Origin of the sequence: Gordonia alkaliphila (genome assembly GCF_039542465.1) — a bacterium.
GTDB lineage: Bacteria > Actinomycetota > Actinomycetes > Mycobacteriales > Mycobacteriaceae > Gordonia > Gordonia alkaliphila.
Window position 1 is genome coordinate 1 of record NZ_BAABIE010000019.1, and the last position, 13,138, is coordinate 13,138.

The following is a 13,138-nucleotide window of genomic DNA, read 5'->3' on the forward strand; positions in this document are numbered from 1 at the left end:
GTTGTCCGTCTCGCGGGCAACTGTTCCAGACTACATCCGGAACCCGTCCCGGTCAACTCGCTGTGGTCAGCCTCACCAGTAGGCCGGCACCAGACTTTCTGACCGGCAGGATCACTACTGTAAACAATCTTGATCCTGTTTGTCAACCTGCGATTCCGAATTTCTGGAAGAAACTTGGTCGCTGACGACTTGGATTAAGTTACACAGGGCCGAACGGGAACACAACTCGGCTGGTCAGAGGCGGAAACGGGTAGCGTCGTGGCATGCAGACCAGGCAGCCCCGTCGCGGGCGACTTCTTCGAGCCCTCATTTCCGGTGCTGTAGGAGCCGCCGTTGTAGCGGGCGCGACCGCGTGCGGCGACTACCCCAACAACAGGAGCGGTCCGGGCACCGGAGCGAAGGCGGCACAGGTGACCGTCGAAGACTTCGTGTCGTCGTACAACGAAGCCGGCCTCGGCGACGCCGTGGAACGGACGGTATGCACGGAAGCTCAAGCGGACTTCGCCGGCAAGCAGTCGTTGGATGGTTCGCCTTACACCGCCGGGTCGATGACTCAGACACAGCCGGCTTCGGTGAACGGGGACTCGGGACGGGCCGCCGTTCAGGTGGCCAGCGCGCAAGCGACGACGCAGTCGTACGAAGTAGCCCTGGAGCGGGACCGAAGCCAGGGCTGGTGCATCACCGGGCTGACGGCCAAGGACACCGCGCCGGGGCAGAGCTCGTCACCCGCTCAGTAGCGCGAGGGTGCGTGCGAGCGCTTCGCGACCCTGTTGCCGCGCCGCGCTCGGGGCTCGGACCGCGACCCGGGATCAGGGTCGCGACACGCCAGGCCGGCGGGCAGGGGTCAGTAGTAGAGGTTCGGCGCGGGGCTGCAGTTGGCCGGGAAGACGGCCGCCGTGCCACGGGGCGGAACGATGGCGATCGACGGGTAGACGATGCCGTTGGGGCAGCGGTACTGGCCGAAGCCGATGCCTATCACGTCACCGCGGTTCTTGCAGATCGCACCGGTGCACGTGATCTGCGGTCCGGCGGCGGCCTCGCCGGCGGCGAGCGTCGTCGCCCCGAGCAGACCGGAGCCCACCACACCCGCGGTGGCCAGGATCGTCGCGATTCGTCGCATGCTCATTCGGTTTCCCCCCGTTGTTTCCCCTGCATACCGTTGCTCCGCCGCCAGGACTCGAACCTGAAATGCCTGAACCAAAATCAGGAGTGTTGCCGATTACACCACGGCGGATCAATGCGGGTTCGATTGTGCCACAGCGTCCGCCGAGCGCTCACGCAGAGGCCGAGTGGTCGGCGCCCTCCCAGAAACCGATCGCTTCCAGGCTCCGGACCAGTCGTTCTCGGGCGTCGACGAACCGGCAGTGGATCTCCGCACGGATGGCGTCGACATCGCCGTCGGCGAGGTGCGTGATCAGTCGACGGTGGCTCGCCACCGCCTGCTCACCCCACTCCACATCGCTCGTATACAGACCGTGCGGCGTGTACCGCGTCGCGGCGGACAGGAACCAGGCGAGCTTCTTGCTGCCGCCGGCCAGATTCACGCGGCGATGGAACTCGTACTCGTGCTCACCGACGCGCACGGCGTCCCCGGAACGGACGCTGCGCTCGAGGTCGTAGACGATCGCGGACAGCGCGGTGAGTTCGCCGGCCAACGTGGCGCTGCGCGCCGCGTGCGTCGCCAGGCGTGCGGACAGTTCGGCCTGCATCCAGAAGATGTCCTCGATGTCGGCCCGACCGAGCTCGTCGACGATGAAACCGCGGTGCGGCGACGAGCGCACCAGTCCTTCCCCGCGCAGCGTCACCAGCGCCTCGCGCACCGGCGTGACGCTGCAGCCGAACTCGGCTGCAGCCTCGTCGAGCCGAATGAACTCCCCGGGCCGGACTTGGCCGGTGATGATCCGGGTTCGCAACCGATCGGCCACCTCGTCGGTCAGCTGGGTTCGCCGCACCGGTGCACTCACGCATCCTCCTTGGTTCGGGATCGTCGTCGCTCGATCGCTTTGACCTCCGTGTAGGCCAGGGTCTGGTGCTCACGCAATCGTTCCGCGGAACGACGACGCTGCTTGCGGCCGTTGCGGCGCCGCCACACGCCAGGCCACCACGCCATCCGTCGCCGCCAGCGTCGCACCCGCTTGTCGAAGAGCTGCTGGTGCTCCTGCGACCACTCGACGCCGTAGACCTCCCGCACCTGCGGTCCGGCCGCACCCCACGTCAGCAGCCGGACCGTCGGTGCCATCCGCACGTAGCGGAACGGCAGCGAATAGGTGGAGAAGACCTGTGCGGCGACGTCGCCGGGCAGGAGCCGTTCGGGCGCGTCGCGCGAGTCCGAGCGCGGCAGCCGTGCCGGGAAGGTCCGCTCCCCCGCCTCGATGTACCGCAGGAAGGCGGCGTAGTCCTGCGGCCACTCGTCCACCGTCATCTGCAGCAATCCTCCGACCCGCTCGAAGTCGACGACCAGCTGGTCGAGGACGTCGTCGTCGATGTCGGAGATCATCAGCCGGTAGGCGTCGATCAGGCTGTGCAACCAGGTGGCCGCCACCCAGCCCTGATTGGCCGAATCGAAGGCGGGGCGACGCGGTCGGTCGACGTCGTGATCGACCGGCTGCCGCACCGACGCATGGATGCGGTTCACCTCGCGGATCAGCAGCCGCACCGACTCGTCGTCGTCGGAGGCCACCAGCCGCAGATACTCGATGGTGGCCCGCCACCGGTGCGCGCCGCGGTTGCCGTAGGCGCCGCTCTCCACCTCGGTCGGGGCGATCGCCGGATGGGCCAGCTGCATCAGCGCCGCGCGCGGCCAGAGCAGATAGCTGACCGGCTCGTCGAGCATTCGCTGCAGGGTCGGTCGCGACTTCGTGGACATCCTGGTCCCCTCGCGACTCAGATCATGTCCCGGCTGTGCTTCATGCGCCGCTGCAGATCCTTCATCAGCACGCGGCTGCCGCCGAAGCGGATCGAACGCGGCAGGAACTTGTTGACGATCGAGACGAACGTGAACAGGTGCTCGAAGCGGCGTCGATCGTCGTCGGTCCATTCCAGACCCAGCTGCGCGTGGAACAGCGGCGGCAGGGACCCGATGGTGAGGAACCGCAGCAGGTTCACGAAGGGCAGCCGGATCAACGGGTTGATCATCTTCAGATCGACGAGGTCGTTGAGGAACTCGCACGTGGTGTCGTCGATGACGATGCGCTGGCAGGCGGTGTTCCAATAGTGATCGAACTCGGCGCGGGTGGCCGGCCACATGTCCTCGGGCACCTGCAGCGTGGTGCCGAGCGTCTTGGCCGACTGATAGAAGCCCTCGGCCTCCTCCTCGTCCATCAACCCGTGCAGCAGCTGGTGGCTGTCCTCGATACCGACGAACAGGCAGGCCGCGACCCACAACTGCAGCTCGCGGTTGAAGGCGTTGTACTTCACCGGGCTCCGCTCGTCGGACTTCACGTGCCGGTGCGCGGAGTTCACCGCCTCGCGGAACGCCGTCTTCTCCTCCTCGGAACCGAGGATCGCGACCGCCAGATACTGCGTGGTGGTGCGCGCCCGCTTCCACGGGTGCTTCATCAGCGCGCCCGACTCCACCTTGGACTCCATCACCCCGTAGGCCACTTCCGGCCAGCCGAGCTGCATCACGACGTTGGCCGCGGCGCCCGAGAACGACCAGAAGTCGAGCGCCTCCTGCACCACGGCGGGCTTGCGCAGGCTGGTGACCCGGCGCTTACGCGTGGTGATGGTGATGCGGGTGTCCGCGGTCCGCAGTTCCGGCCGCTCCACGTCGATGTTCGGCAGGTACTTCATCGCGTACTTGCTGCCGGTTCGGTTCTCCAGGTTCGTCATCTCAGTGCTCCTACACCGTCTGAACGTCGTCGACGAGCCACGTGCCGTCGACCTTCTTGAGCTTCACGACCATGCGGTACGGCTGGCTGCGGCCGTCCGGGGCGACGACGTTCTTGGCCGTCTGATCGACGAACAGCAGCACCGTCGCCTGATCGCCCTCCAGCGAGGCCACCGCCGAATGCGTCACCTCGGCGGTCGCCTCGCCCTGACCGTTCGCGACGATCTCGGTGAGTGCGGCCACCATCTCGCCGTACTTCTTGCCGAAGTCCGGCGTGGACATCGCGGTGATCGACGCCCGGTTCTTGTCCAGGTCGCGGTAGTCGAAGCTGGACAGCTTCACCGCGTAGTCGTTGGCGACGGCCAGTACCGCCGCATCCGACGACGCACCGGACTTCGTCGAGGCGTCATCGGCGAAGAATCGGAAGCCGAAGAAGCCGGCCGCGGCGAGCAGCGCGGCGATCGCGACGCCGGCGGCCACCATCTGCCACGACACCCGAGCCGAGCGCACCGGCGCGACCCGGCGGGGCTTCGCCGCGGCGGATTCCCCTGCTGCAGATTCTTCGGCGAGGGTGTCGTCGTCGAGTTCCGGCTTGTCGATGGTTTCAGTTGCCATTTCGTGCTCTTTCCAGGAGTTCGGACCACATCTGCATGAGTTCGGTGCCGTTGGGGACCAACAGCGGATCAGTGACGGCCGGCGGACCGGACGCCCCGCCGGGCGACTTCCAGTTCTGCGTGCCCAGCCCGTTCGGCCGCGGCGCATTGACCGAGCCGCGCTGGCCGAGGCCGTCGCCGGGCGGGCAGTAGCGCGTCAGGTTCGGCTGCGACGGTGAGAGGTCGCCGACGGCGCGCCGCGGCTCGTCGTAGAACAGGCACACCGGGCCCTGCGTGCCGATCAACGCGAAGTCGGCCCGGTTGTTCTTGACGATGGACCGCAGATCCAACAGGCCCTGCGGGATGGTGCGCAGACCGGTGGCCAGCGCCGGCGTGCGATCAGAGATGATCGGCTCGACGGTCGCCAGATTCGCCAGCACACCGCCGAAGGTGCCGCGGTACTCGTCGAACAGCGCCGTCGCCTTGGCCAACCCTTCGGTCGACTGATCGAGCAGGTAGACGAATACCGGCTGCGACGCATCGAGCTGATCGGTGAAGCTCGCCACCGACCGCATGCCGGTCTCGAAACTCGCGCGCGTGTCGTCCATGGCGCCGAGCACGTCGAGCCAGTCGCCCATCAGCGACTTCAGCATCGGCGCGTTGCGGCGCACCACCTTCGCCAGGGCCGCGCCGTTGGTGATGAGCTTGGCGAGCGACTCCTGGTCGCCGCCGAAGGCCTGCGCCAGCTCGGTGCTGACGGTGGCGACCGAACCGGTGCGGAACGTGGCCAGCACCTTCGCGGCCTCGCCGATCAGCTCGTCCATCTGCATCGGCTGCTTCTCGGCGGGGGCGACGATCGCGGCACCGTCCTGCAGGTACACACCGTTGTCGCGGCCGGTCACGATGTCGACGCTCTGAATGCCGGCCATCGACGCCATCGTGACCTGCAGGAACGAGTCGCTCGGGATGCGCGTGTCACCGCGCACCACCAGCTGCACGTCGGCGCCGCGGCCGTCGGTGCGCAGCTGCACCTCCGACACCGTGCCGACGTCGACGCCGCGCACGGTGACCCCGGTGCCCGGCGTGAGGCCGAAGGCGTCGTCCATCTGCGCGTGCAGCCGCAGCTTGTCGCCGAATCCTTCCGGCCCGGCGATGTAGTCGATCCCGAACGGGATGACGAGCGCCGAGATCACCACGAAGAGCAGAAACTGGAACGTGCCCGTGGGAAACCGATCCCTCATCGCGATCCCTCCTTGGTCGTCGGAGCACCGGACTTCTCGGGCGCCTTGCTCGCCGTGGGGGCCGCCTTCTTCGGGGCAGTCTTCTTCTTCGGCGCTGAACTCTTCGGCGCTGAACTCTTCGGGGCTGAACTCTTCGGGGCTGAACTCTTCGGGGCTGAACTCTTCGGGGCACCCAGACCGCCGGACAGCAGGTCGGCGAGTTCACCGGGCGTCGGCAGCGGCTGCCCGGACAGCAGCAGGCCGCCGGTGAGGATCTTGTCGATACCGCCCGGGATGTCCAGCGCGCCGTCGAAGACGAGGTAGTCGCCGCGGATCGCGCGCGACATGTTCGCCATGAACGAGTTCATCTGCCCGAGCGTCGCTCCCACCTCGCCGTTGACGCTCGCGAGCGCGTCCACCAGCTTCTGTGCGTCCGGCACCAACTGGTTGAGGTCGGCGCGACGACCCTGCGTGATGGTGTCGAGGTTCGCGGCCAGGCCGCTGGTGAGGCTCATCAGCCCAGCGATCTGATCTCGTTGGCGGGCAAGGACATTGACCGCCGCGGGCGTCTGCTCGAGGAACTCGGCGACCTTGCTCTCCTGCGCGGCCAGCAGACTGGTCACGTCCGCGGCCGCCTGCATCGCCGCGTTGAAGTCGGCCGTGTAGGTCGACGACCTGCTGAGCAGCCGGTTCAAGGTGTCGATCAGGTCGCCGACCTTGTCCGAGCGGGTCGCGAAGGCCTCGTTCAGGCTCTGCATCACCGACTGGATCTGCCCCACACCGCTACCGGTGACGAGGTTGCCCAGTGCCGCGAGCGTGCTCTCCACCTGCGGCCCCAGCGACGTCTCGGAGACGTCGATGCGCGAGCCCGCCGTCAGCCGTCCTTCGGGCTGATCCGGTTCGGTGAGCCGGATGAACGGCGTGCCCAGCGCGGACGGGAGTTCCACGGCGGCTTGCACATTCGCCGGCAACGACGTGTCGCCGTCGAGGCTCAGCGTCAGGCGCGCCTGGCCGTCGACCAGGGCGATGTCGGTGACGCGACCGACGATCTGCTGGCCGCTGCGCACGTCGGCGCCGCTGACCACCCCGTCGGCGGTGCGCAGGTCCGCGGTCACCGGGAAGGTCTCGGCGACACCGGCCACCGGCAGATCCTGCAGCCCGTAGGCGCAGCCGCTCACCGTTACCGCAGAAAGGGTGGCGGCCAGACTCACCGCCACCAGGCGGCCCCGCTTCGCTGTCCGACGTGCAGTCATCGCGGACCCTCCTTCGGCGGCAGCTGTCCACCGGTCACCGCCGACACGATCCCGAGCGGATCGGAGGCGGAGATCGGGAACGAGATCGGATTGGTGAGGCCGGCCCCGATGCAGATCGGCATGGGGAAGCGGTCGCACAGCGGCTTGAGCGTCTTGAACTGGGTGAGCGTGGTGGACACGTTGAGGCGGATCCGCCCGCGCCGATCCGGCCCGATGGTGCCCGACAGGTTCTGCATCATCAGCGGCGCCAGGTCCATGAACTCGGCCAGGCCGGACTGGTTGGCCACCAACACCCGACCGAGCTCCTCCAGGTTGGCCGCCACCGTGCCGACCTGGTCGCCGTGCTGCAGAACGAAGGCGTTGATCTGGTCGAAGACCACGCGCAGGTCGGCGATCGGCGTCGCGATGTCCTGATCGGTCCCCGCCCACTGCGTCGACAGTTCGCCCATCGAGGAGATCAGCCCGTCCAACGAGACCTGCTTGGCGTGGAACGACGCCATCAGTCGGTTGAGTCCGGTGATCAGGCCTTCCACGTCCTCGCTGCGGGCACCGACGATGCCGCTGGCCGAGGCCAACTGGTCGAGGGCCTGCTGAAATTCCGGTCCGCGGCCGTCCCACGACTGCGCGGTTTTGGACACCAGGGTGCCCAGGTCCGTGGTGTCCGGTCCCTCCCCGGGACCGAGGATGTCGGTGAGAGCGCCGAGGCTGCCGAGCAGCTGGTCGAACCCGATCGGCGCGTGCGTCCGGCTCAGCGGAATGGTCGCGCCGTCGGCGAGCATCGGGCCGCCGGTGTACGCCGGGCCCAACTCGAGGTGTCGCTCACTGATCACCGACGGGTTCAGCACGTAGGCGGAGACGTCGGCAGGCAGGTCGACGGCACCGTCGACGGTCATCGTGACCCGCACGTGGTCGCCGCGCGCCGACAACTCGTCGATCCGGCCCACCGGCACCCCGAGGACGGTCACCTTGGAACCGGTGAACAACCCGTTCACGAAGGAGAAGTCGGCGTGCACGGTGCGCACGTCGGGCTTGCGCACCAGAACGAACCAGCCGCCCACCACCAGGGTGGTGACCACCAGCAGGGCCAGGAAGATCCGGCCGCCGTAGCGCTTGCGCTGCCGCACTTCGCGGACTTGACGGAAAGCCATCAGCGGCACCCCGTCATCACGCCGAGCACGCACAGCATGCCGTCCGGAATCACGGCCGACGGCGAGGACACGTCAGCCCAGTTGCCGTTGCCCGTCGCGTCGGTGATGGTCCGCATCGCCGGCGGCAGCTTCTTGAGGAGCTGGTCGATCTGGTCGACATTGCTCTTGAGCGTGCCCGTCACCGCGGCCACATTCGTCACCAGTTCTCCCATCGGAACGGTCGGGAAGGTCTCGGCCATGGTGGAGAGCACCAGGCGCAGGTTGTCGACGAGGCGCGTCAGGACCACCTTGCGGACCACCAGCGTCTGCACGATCGCCTGCGTGCTGCCCATCGCGTTCGACAGCGAATCTGCTTGGCTCGCAGTCACATCCGCCAGCCGCTTGGCCACTCGGAGCAGCTGATCGAGTTGGGCGCCGGTGCCGGAGACGGCCAGGGCCGCCCCGCCGACCCCGTCCATCGCGCCGGACAGCTCATCGGAGTCGGGAACCAGAGCCCGCAGCGTGGTCATCATGGAGCGCACCACCTGCGGATCCACTTCCGCCGACGAGTCGACCGCATCGGACGAGATGTCGTCGAGCGTGTACGGAGAGTCGGTGCGCGACAACGGAATCGTGTTGTTCTCCCCGACCTGGCCGGAGCCGGCGGGGATCACCTCGAAGTACCGCTTGCCCAGGACGGTGCGCAGTCGCACCGTCGCCCGAGTCTGGTCGCCGAGCGGCTGAACGTTGTCGAGCCGGAAGCCGACCCGCACGCGGTCGCCGGCCAGCTCGATGGATTCGATGCGCCCGGCCGGGACGCCCGCCACCAGCACCGGATCAGACGTGGTGAGCCCGCCCGCATTGGCCAGTTCGGCCGAGTACGGCGAGGTCTTCACGTGGTAGGAGATCCGCGGGATGCCGATGGCCACCAGCACCAGGACCACCAGCGTGAGGATGCCTGCGGTGCCGAGCACCGCGGGCGACGCGCCCTGCCCGCGCTTGTCGGACTTGAAGACGAACTCCAGGATGCCGACGAAAACGTCGATGAGTCGAACCAGAAACATGCCCCGCCCCTACCTGCACACCGGCGAATGCAGCGGGCCGAAGATGTTGGCCTCCAGATCGAAACCCTTGAGGGTGAAGTTGCAGAGGTACAGCATCATGAAGCCCCCGTAGCGTCCGCTGTGGTTGATTCGGTCGGCGAGCACCGGCATCCGAGCTAGGAAGGTGTCGAACTGCTGGGTCTGCGGGATCCACGCGCCGGTGACGTCACGCAGCCCGCTCAGCGAGTCGGCGAACGACGACCCGGCCGTCGTCATCATCTGCGCGAGCGACCCGAGTGCCCGGTCGCCGGAGTCCAGCAGCCGGGTCAGCTCTCCGTCGTCGCCGACGATGGCCGAGGTCAGCTGCCCGAGGCCGGCGAACAGCTCGGTGAGCTGCCCGCTGCGCGCATCGGCGCTGCCCATCAACGTGTTCAGGTTGGTGACGAGCTGGGCGAACACAGTGGCGTTGTCGGACAGGTTCGCGCCCATGTTGCCGATCTGCCGCAGCAGCAGGTCCACCGATTTGGTGCGACCGGCGAACGTGTCGACGAAGCCCTGGGCCAGGTCGTTCACCTGGTCGGGTTCGAGCGAGGCGAACAACGGCTCGAAGCCGTTCATCAGCGCCGTGAGATTCACCGGCGCACTGGTCGCGGCGACCGACACGCGGTTGCCCTCGCGGGCCGGCGCATCCGGTCCCGCATCCGACAGCGCGATGTAGCGCGCGCCGAGCATGTCGCCGTACCGCACCGCGGCGTGCACCCGTTCGGGTACCGGGTGCGCGGCTTCGATCTGGACCGACACCCGCGCCAGCGCCTTGCCGCCGGACTGCGGATCGAGGCTCACCTCGGAGACCCGGCCGATGCGCACCCCGGACATCTTGACCGGATTACCCTCCACCAGACCCTCGGCGTCGGTGAACATCAGCACGTAGGTGTCGGCCGCTCCGCGCACCGGAACCCGCAGGGTGTTGACGGTCAGCGTCGCGGCGATGATGCCGACGAGGATGAAGACGAACGCCTTGGTCGCCGTCAGGTACGAGACCTTGGTCATGACAGTTCCACCTGGTTCCCGCGGACCATCGGCCCGAGCATGAGCACCGTGGCAGCGTTCGGCGTGCCGGATGCCGAGGCGGGCGCCACCGCCGACTGGATACGGCCCATCGCGGCAGACTCCGCCTTTCCGTCGATCACTTCGGGCCCGGTGTACGCGGCCGGCGTGTTCCGCGGCTTCCGCTGCAGCACAGTCGAATTGCCCTCCCCCGGTGCACGCACCGCACCGCGCCCGTTCGGCGAGCCGGTGCCGAAGCACTGGGCGCCGCGCAGGCTCCCGTACGTCGGGCAGTCGGCCCCGGTGTACGGCATCGGCTCGGAGAAGGTCGGTACCGCGGTGATGTTGAACCGCCCGGTGGCGAACAGGATGGTCCCGGCCGCGCCGAACTTGCCGGCCTCGGTGATCGTGGTGCTGATCCCGGACGGCTGCTCGGCGACGGTGGCCAGGATCTTGCCGGTGGCGTCGAGGACCGTGATCAGATTCTTCCGCTCGGCGGCAATGAATTCTCCTGTCGCACTGACGAATCCGAGCGCGCTGGTGAAGAACGCGGCCAGCTCGTCGTCGTGCTCGACGATCCCGCGCGAGATGTTGGTGACCGAGTTCAGAGTCTCGATGACGTCGGGTGTCGCGCGGCGCAGCGACTCGGCGACGCGCCGGAACTCCGGGGTGGCGTCGAGGAAACGGTGCACCGTCGACTCCAACTCCTGCGAGGCCGCCCACCAGTCGTCGATCATCACGCCGAGTTCCTGGCCGCGACCGCCGACGGCCCGATTGACCGCCGCCAACGCCACGTTCACCTGGTCCGGCTCCACCTCGGCGATCAGGTCGGACAGTTTGGTGAAGATGTCATAGAGGTTCACCGCATCCGGCCCGTCGTCGACGGCCAGCTCAGCACCCGGGGTGAGCGACTTCCCCTGCTGCACAGGCGCTCCCGGCCGCTGAACCAGCTGCAGGTAGATGTCGCCGAAGAAGGTGCGCGGCAGCACGCGGATCACCACGGTGGCCGGAATCAGATCGAGTGCGCCCTCGTCGATGGTCAACCCGATGCGCGAGGAGTCCGACCCCGCGTCGATCGAGGTGATCTCCCCGACCTTCACGCCGTGGTACCGCACCGGCGCGCCGGTCTGGATCAGTCCGGCGGACACCGGAATCTCCGCGTACACCTTGGGATCGGAGGAGAGGACACCCGTGCTCCGGGCGACCATCCAGACCGAAAAGGCGAGGATGAGGAGGCCCGCGATCAAGGCGCGCACCATATAGGCCCAGCGGGAGACCGGCTGGCCCGGCAGCATCACCGTCATGGCTACAACCCCAATCCCGGGATCTGCGGGACCAGACCCCACAGACCGAAGGTGAAGATCACGTCGAAGATGCCGATCGCGAGAATCGAGGTCCGCAGCGCCCGGCCGGCGGCCTGGCCCACGCCCTCGGGACCACCGGAGGCGAAGTAGCCGTAGGAGCAGTGCACGAGGGTCACGATCGCCGCGAAGACCACGGCCTTGATCGCCGAATAGAGCAGGTCGGTGGGCGTCAGTGCCAGGTGGAAGTAGTAGTCGTAGGTGCCCGGCGATTCCCCGTTGAACCACACCACCACCAGGCGGGTGGCGATGTAGCTGGCCAGCAGGCCGATCATGTAGATCGGCAGCACGCAGACCATCGCCGCGATCATCCGGGTGGTGGCCAGGAACGGGACCGAGCGGATCGCCATCACGTCGAGCGCGGCGATCTCGTCGGAGATCCGCATGGCGCCGATCTGCGCGGTGAAGCCGGTGCCGACCTTGGCGGCCAAGGCAATGGCCACCACCACCGGCGCGAGCTCGCGGGTGTTGGCGATCGCCGCGAGCATGCCCGACAGCGAGGTCATGCCGACCAGTTGCAGACCGCGGTAGGTCTCGACGCCGAGCATCATCGCCGCGGCCAACGACATCGCCAGCACGATGCCCATGGTGCCGCCGCCGGACAGCAGCGTCTTGGTCCCGAAGGTCATCTCCGCGATCTGCCGGACCACGTGCTTGCGGTAGTGCACCAGCGTGTACGGGACCGCGGCGATCGCCCGCACGATGAACGTCACGTACTCGCCCAGCCGCACCACGGAGTCGGAGACCGTGCCGACCCGTCGTCGGAGATCGCTGCGGACGCGCAGGGTGTTGTCGAGGACCACCATCAGAACGCCCCCACCGCGGGGACCATCACCGAGTACAGCTCGGAGAGGATGGTGTTGAAGATGAAGACCAGCGCGAAGGCGATCACCACGGCTTCGTTGACCGCGTCGGCCACTCCGCTCGGTCCGCCGCGGGCGTGCAGCCCCTTGAAGCAGGCGACGATCGTCGACAGCAGCGCGAACATGGTCGCCTTCACCAGCGCCATCACGAAGTCGCTGGTCCGTCCGTACTGACTGAACGTGGCCATGAACGCTCCGGCGGGCAGGTGCTGGACGTACAGGTGGTAGAGGTAGCAGGCGCCGACGCCGACGACGGTGATGAGCGAGCAGAGCACCAGCGAGACGATGATCGCGGCGGCGATCCGCGGCGCCACCAGGCGCTCGATCACGTTGACGCCCATCACTTCCAGCGCGTCGACCTCCTCGCGGATCTTCCGCGAGCCCAGGTCGGTGCAGATCGCCGATCCGGCGACGCCGGCCATCATGAGCGCGCAGACCAGAGCCGCGGCCTGGCCGACGATCACGAAGGCCACCACCGCGCCGGAGTAGCCGCCGGCCCCGATCCGGCCGGCGAGTTCGCCCACCGAGACCGCGATGAAGACGCCGACCGGAATCATCAGCAGCAGTGACGGTCCCGTGCTGACCCGACCGATGAACACGGTCTGGTTCAGCGTCTCACTGATCGAGAGGCGAAATCGGAGGACCGCGACGACGAGCGCGCCGATCGACTGCAACGCAAACCCGAGAGTGTGTCCGGCTTCTACCGCCAGATCACGTACCGGCCCCTTGGGCGCGGGCAGTTCGAACGCCATCTTTGACCCCCATCGAAGGTGACACCCAGTCGTCGCGGGTCGGCGAATCC

General features: G+C 67.8%; 14 protein-coding genes and 1 tRNA gene. 1 reads left to right on the plus strand and 14 read right to left on the minus strand.

What is annotated here, in order from left to right:
- The first annotated feature begins 410 nt into the window (after positions 1-410).
- Positions 411-737: a hypothetical protein gene (locus ABD989_RS16220; protein ID WP_246994419.1), complete on the plus strand. Its 327-nt coding sequence runs from the start codon at positions 411-413 to the stop codon at positions 735-737.
- Between the two features lie 107 nt (positions 738-844).
- Here the strand turns inward: ABD989_RS16220 and ABD989_RS16225 are convergent, their stop codons facing one another.
- The 14 genes from ABD989_RS16225 to ABD989_RS16290 all read right to left on the minus strand — a co-directional run bounded on the left by ABD989_RS16225 (position 845) and on the right by ABD989_RS16290 (position 13,088).
- Positions 845-1,126 (minus strand): hypothetical protein, encoded by a 282-nt coding sequence (locus tag ABD989_RS16225; RefSeq protein ID WP_246994417.1) that lies wholly within the window; start codon positions 1,124-1,126, stop codon positions 845-847.
- A 36-nt stretch (positions 1,127-1,162) separates the two neighbouring features.
- Positions 1,163-1,234 (minus strand) — tRNA-Gln (locus tag ABD989_RS16230).
- Between the two features lie 40 nt (positions 1,235-1,274).
- Complete coding sequence (locus ABD989_RS16235; RefSeq protein ID WP_345314270.1) at positions 1,275-1,964, minus strand: GntR family transcriptional regulator; 690 nt, start codon at positions 1,962-1,964, stop codon at positions 1,275-1,277.
- Entirely contained in the window at positions 1,961-2,866 is a 906-nt protein-coding gene (locus ABD989_RS16240; protein ID WP_345314271.1) for an oxygenase MpaB family protein, read from the minus strand. Before ABD989_RS16240 ends, ABD989_RS16235 begins: the two co-directional genes overlap by 4 nt.
- Positions 2,867-2,883: 17 nt before the next feature.
- Positions 2,884-3,831 carry an oxygenase MpaB family protein gene (locus tag ABD989_RS16245; protein ID WP_246994411.1) on the minus strand — a complete coding sequence of 316 codons (948 nt, stop codon included), beginning with the start codon at positions 3,829-3,831 and terminating at the stop codon, positions 2,884-2,886.
- Positions 3,832-3,841: 10 nt separating this feature from the next.
- Entirely contained in the window at positions 3,842-4,444 is a 603-nt protein-coding gene (locus tag ABD989_RS16250; protein ID WP_246994404.1) for a hypothetical protein, read from the minus strand.
- Positions 4,434-5,663: an MlaD family protein gene (locus tag ABD989_RS16255; protein WP_345314272.1), complete on the minus strand. Its 1,230-nt coding sequence runs from the start codon at positions 5,661-5,663 to the stop codon at positions 4,434-4,436. The genes ABD989_RS16250 and ABD989_RS16255 overlap by 11 nt, the downstream gene beginning before the upstream one ends.
- Positions 5,660-6,895, minus strand: coding sequence for an MCE family protein (locus ABD989_RS16260; RefSeq protein ID WP_345314273.1), 1,236 nt, complete (start codon positions 6,893-6,895; stop codon positions 5,660-5,662). Before ABD989_RS16260 ends, ABD989_RS16255 begins: the two co-directional genes overlap by 4 nt.
- Positions 6,892-8,043, minus strand: coding sequence for an MCE family protein (locus ABD989_RS16265; RefSeq protein ID WP_345314274.1), 1,152 nt, complete (start codon positions 8,041-8,043; stop codon positions 6,892-6,894). The genes ABD989_RS16260 and ABD989_RS16265 overlap by 4 nt, the downstream gene beginning before the upstream one ends.
- A complete protein-coding gene (locus tag ABD989_RS16270) occupies positions 8,043-9,086 on the minus strand; it encodes an MlaD family protein (protein WP_345314275.1) in 1,044 nt (347 codons plus the stop codon). The genes ABD989_RS16265 and ABD989_RS16270 overlap by 1 nt, the downstream gene beginning before the upstream one ends.
- Positions 9,087-9,095: 9 nt before the next feature.
- Positions 9,096-10,115, minus strand: coding sequence for an MlaD family protein (locus ABD989_RS16275; RefSeq protein WP_345314276.1), 1,020 nt, complete (start codon positions 10,113-10,115; stop codon positions 9,096-9,098).
- Complete coding sequence (locus ABD989_RS16280) at positions 10,112-11,416, minus strand: MCE family protein (protein ID WP_345314277.1); 1,305 nt, start codon at positions 11,414-11,416, stop codon at positions 10,112-10,114. The genes ABD989_RS16275 and ABD989_RS16280 overlap by 4 nt, the downstream gene beginning before the upstream one ends.
- A 2-nt stretch (positions 11,417-11,418) precedes the next feature.
- Positions 11,419-12,279, minus strand: coding sequence for an MlaE family ABC transporter permease (locus ABD989_RS16285; protein WP_345314278.1), 861 nt, complete (start codon positions 12,277-12,279; stop codon positions 11,419-11,421).
- A complete protein-coding gene (locus tag ABD989_RS16290) occupies positions 12,279-13,088 on the minus strand; it encodes an MlaE family ABC transporter permease (protein ID WP_345314279.1) in 810 nt (269 codons plus the stop codon). The genes ABD989_RS16285 and ABD989_RS16290 overlap by 1 nt, the downstream gene beginning before the upstream one ends.
- Positions 13,089-13,138 lie beyond the last annotated feature (50 nt).

Coding starts and splice junctions, on each gene's coding strand:
- ABD989_RS16265 (WP_345314274.1), bottom strand. CDS start 8,043: ATGGCTTTCCGTCAAGTCCGCGAAGTGCGGCAGCGCAAGCGCTACGGC.
- ABD989_RS16275 (WP_345314276.1), bottom strand. CDS start 10,115: ATGACCAAGGTCTCGTACCTGACGGCGACCAAGGCGTTCGTCTTCATC.
- ABD989_RS16280 (WP_345314277.1), bottom strand. CDS start 11,416: ATGACGGTGATGCTGCCGGGCCAGCCGGTCTCCCGCTGGGCCTATATG.
- ABD989_RS16255 (WP_345314272.1), bottom strand. CDS start 5,663: ATGAGGGATCGGTTTCCCACGGGCACGTTCCAGTTTCTGCTCTTCGTG.
- ABD989_RS16285 (WP_345314278.1), bottom strand. CDS start 12,279: ATGGTGGTCCTCGACAACACCCTGCGCGTCCGCAGCGATCTCCGACGA.
- ABD989_RS16240 (WP_345314271.1), bottom strand. CDS start 2,866: ATGTCCACGAAGTCGCGACCGACCCTGCAGCGAATGCTCGACGAGCCG.
- ABD989_RS16245 (WP_246994411.1), bottom strand. CDS start 3,831: ATGACGAACCTGGAGAACCGAACCGGCAGCAAGTACGCGATGAAGTAC.
- ABD989_RS16260 (WP_345314273.1), bottom strand. CDS start 6,895: ATGACTGCACGTCGGACAGCGAAGCGGGGCCGCCTGGTGGCGGTGAGT.
- ABD989_RS16250 (WP_246994404.1), bottom strand. CDS start 4,444: ATGGCAACTGAAACCATCGACAAGCCGGAACTCGACGACGACACCCTC.
- ABD989_RS16225 (WP_246994417.1), bottom strand. CDS start 1,126: ATGAGCATGCGACGAATCGCGACGATCCTGGCCACCGCGGGTGTGGTG.
- ABD989_RS16290 (WP_345314279.1), bottom strand. CDS start 13,088: ATGGCGTTCGAACTGCCCGCGCCCAAGGGGCCGGTACGTGATCTGGCG.
- ABD989_RS16270 (WP_345314275.1), bottom strand. CDS start 9,086: ATGTTTCTGGTTCGACTCATCGACGTTTTCGTCGGCATCCTGGAGTTC.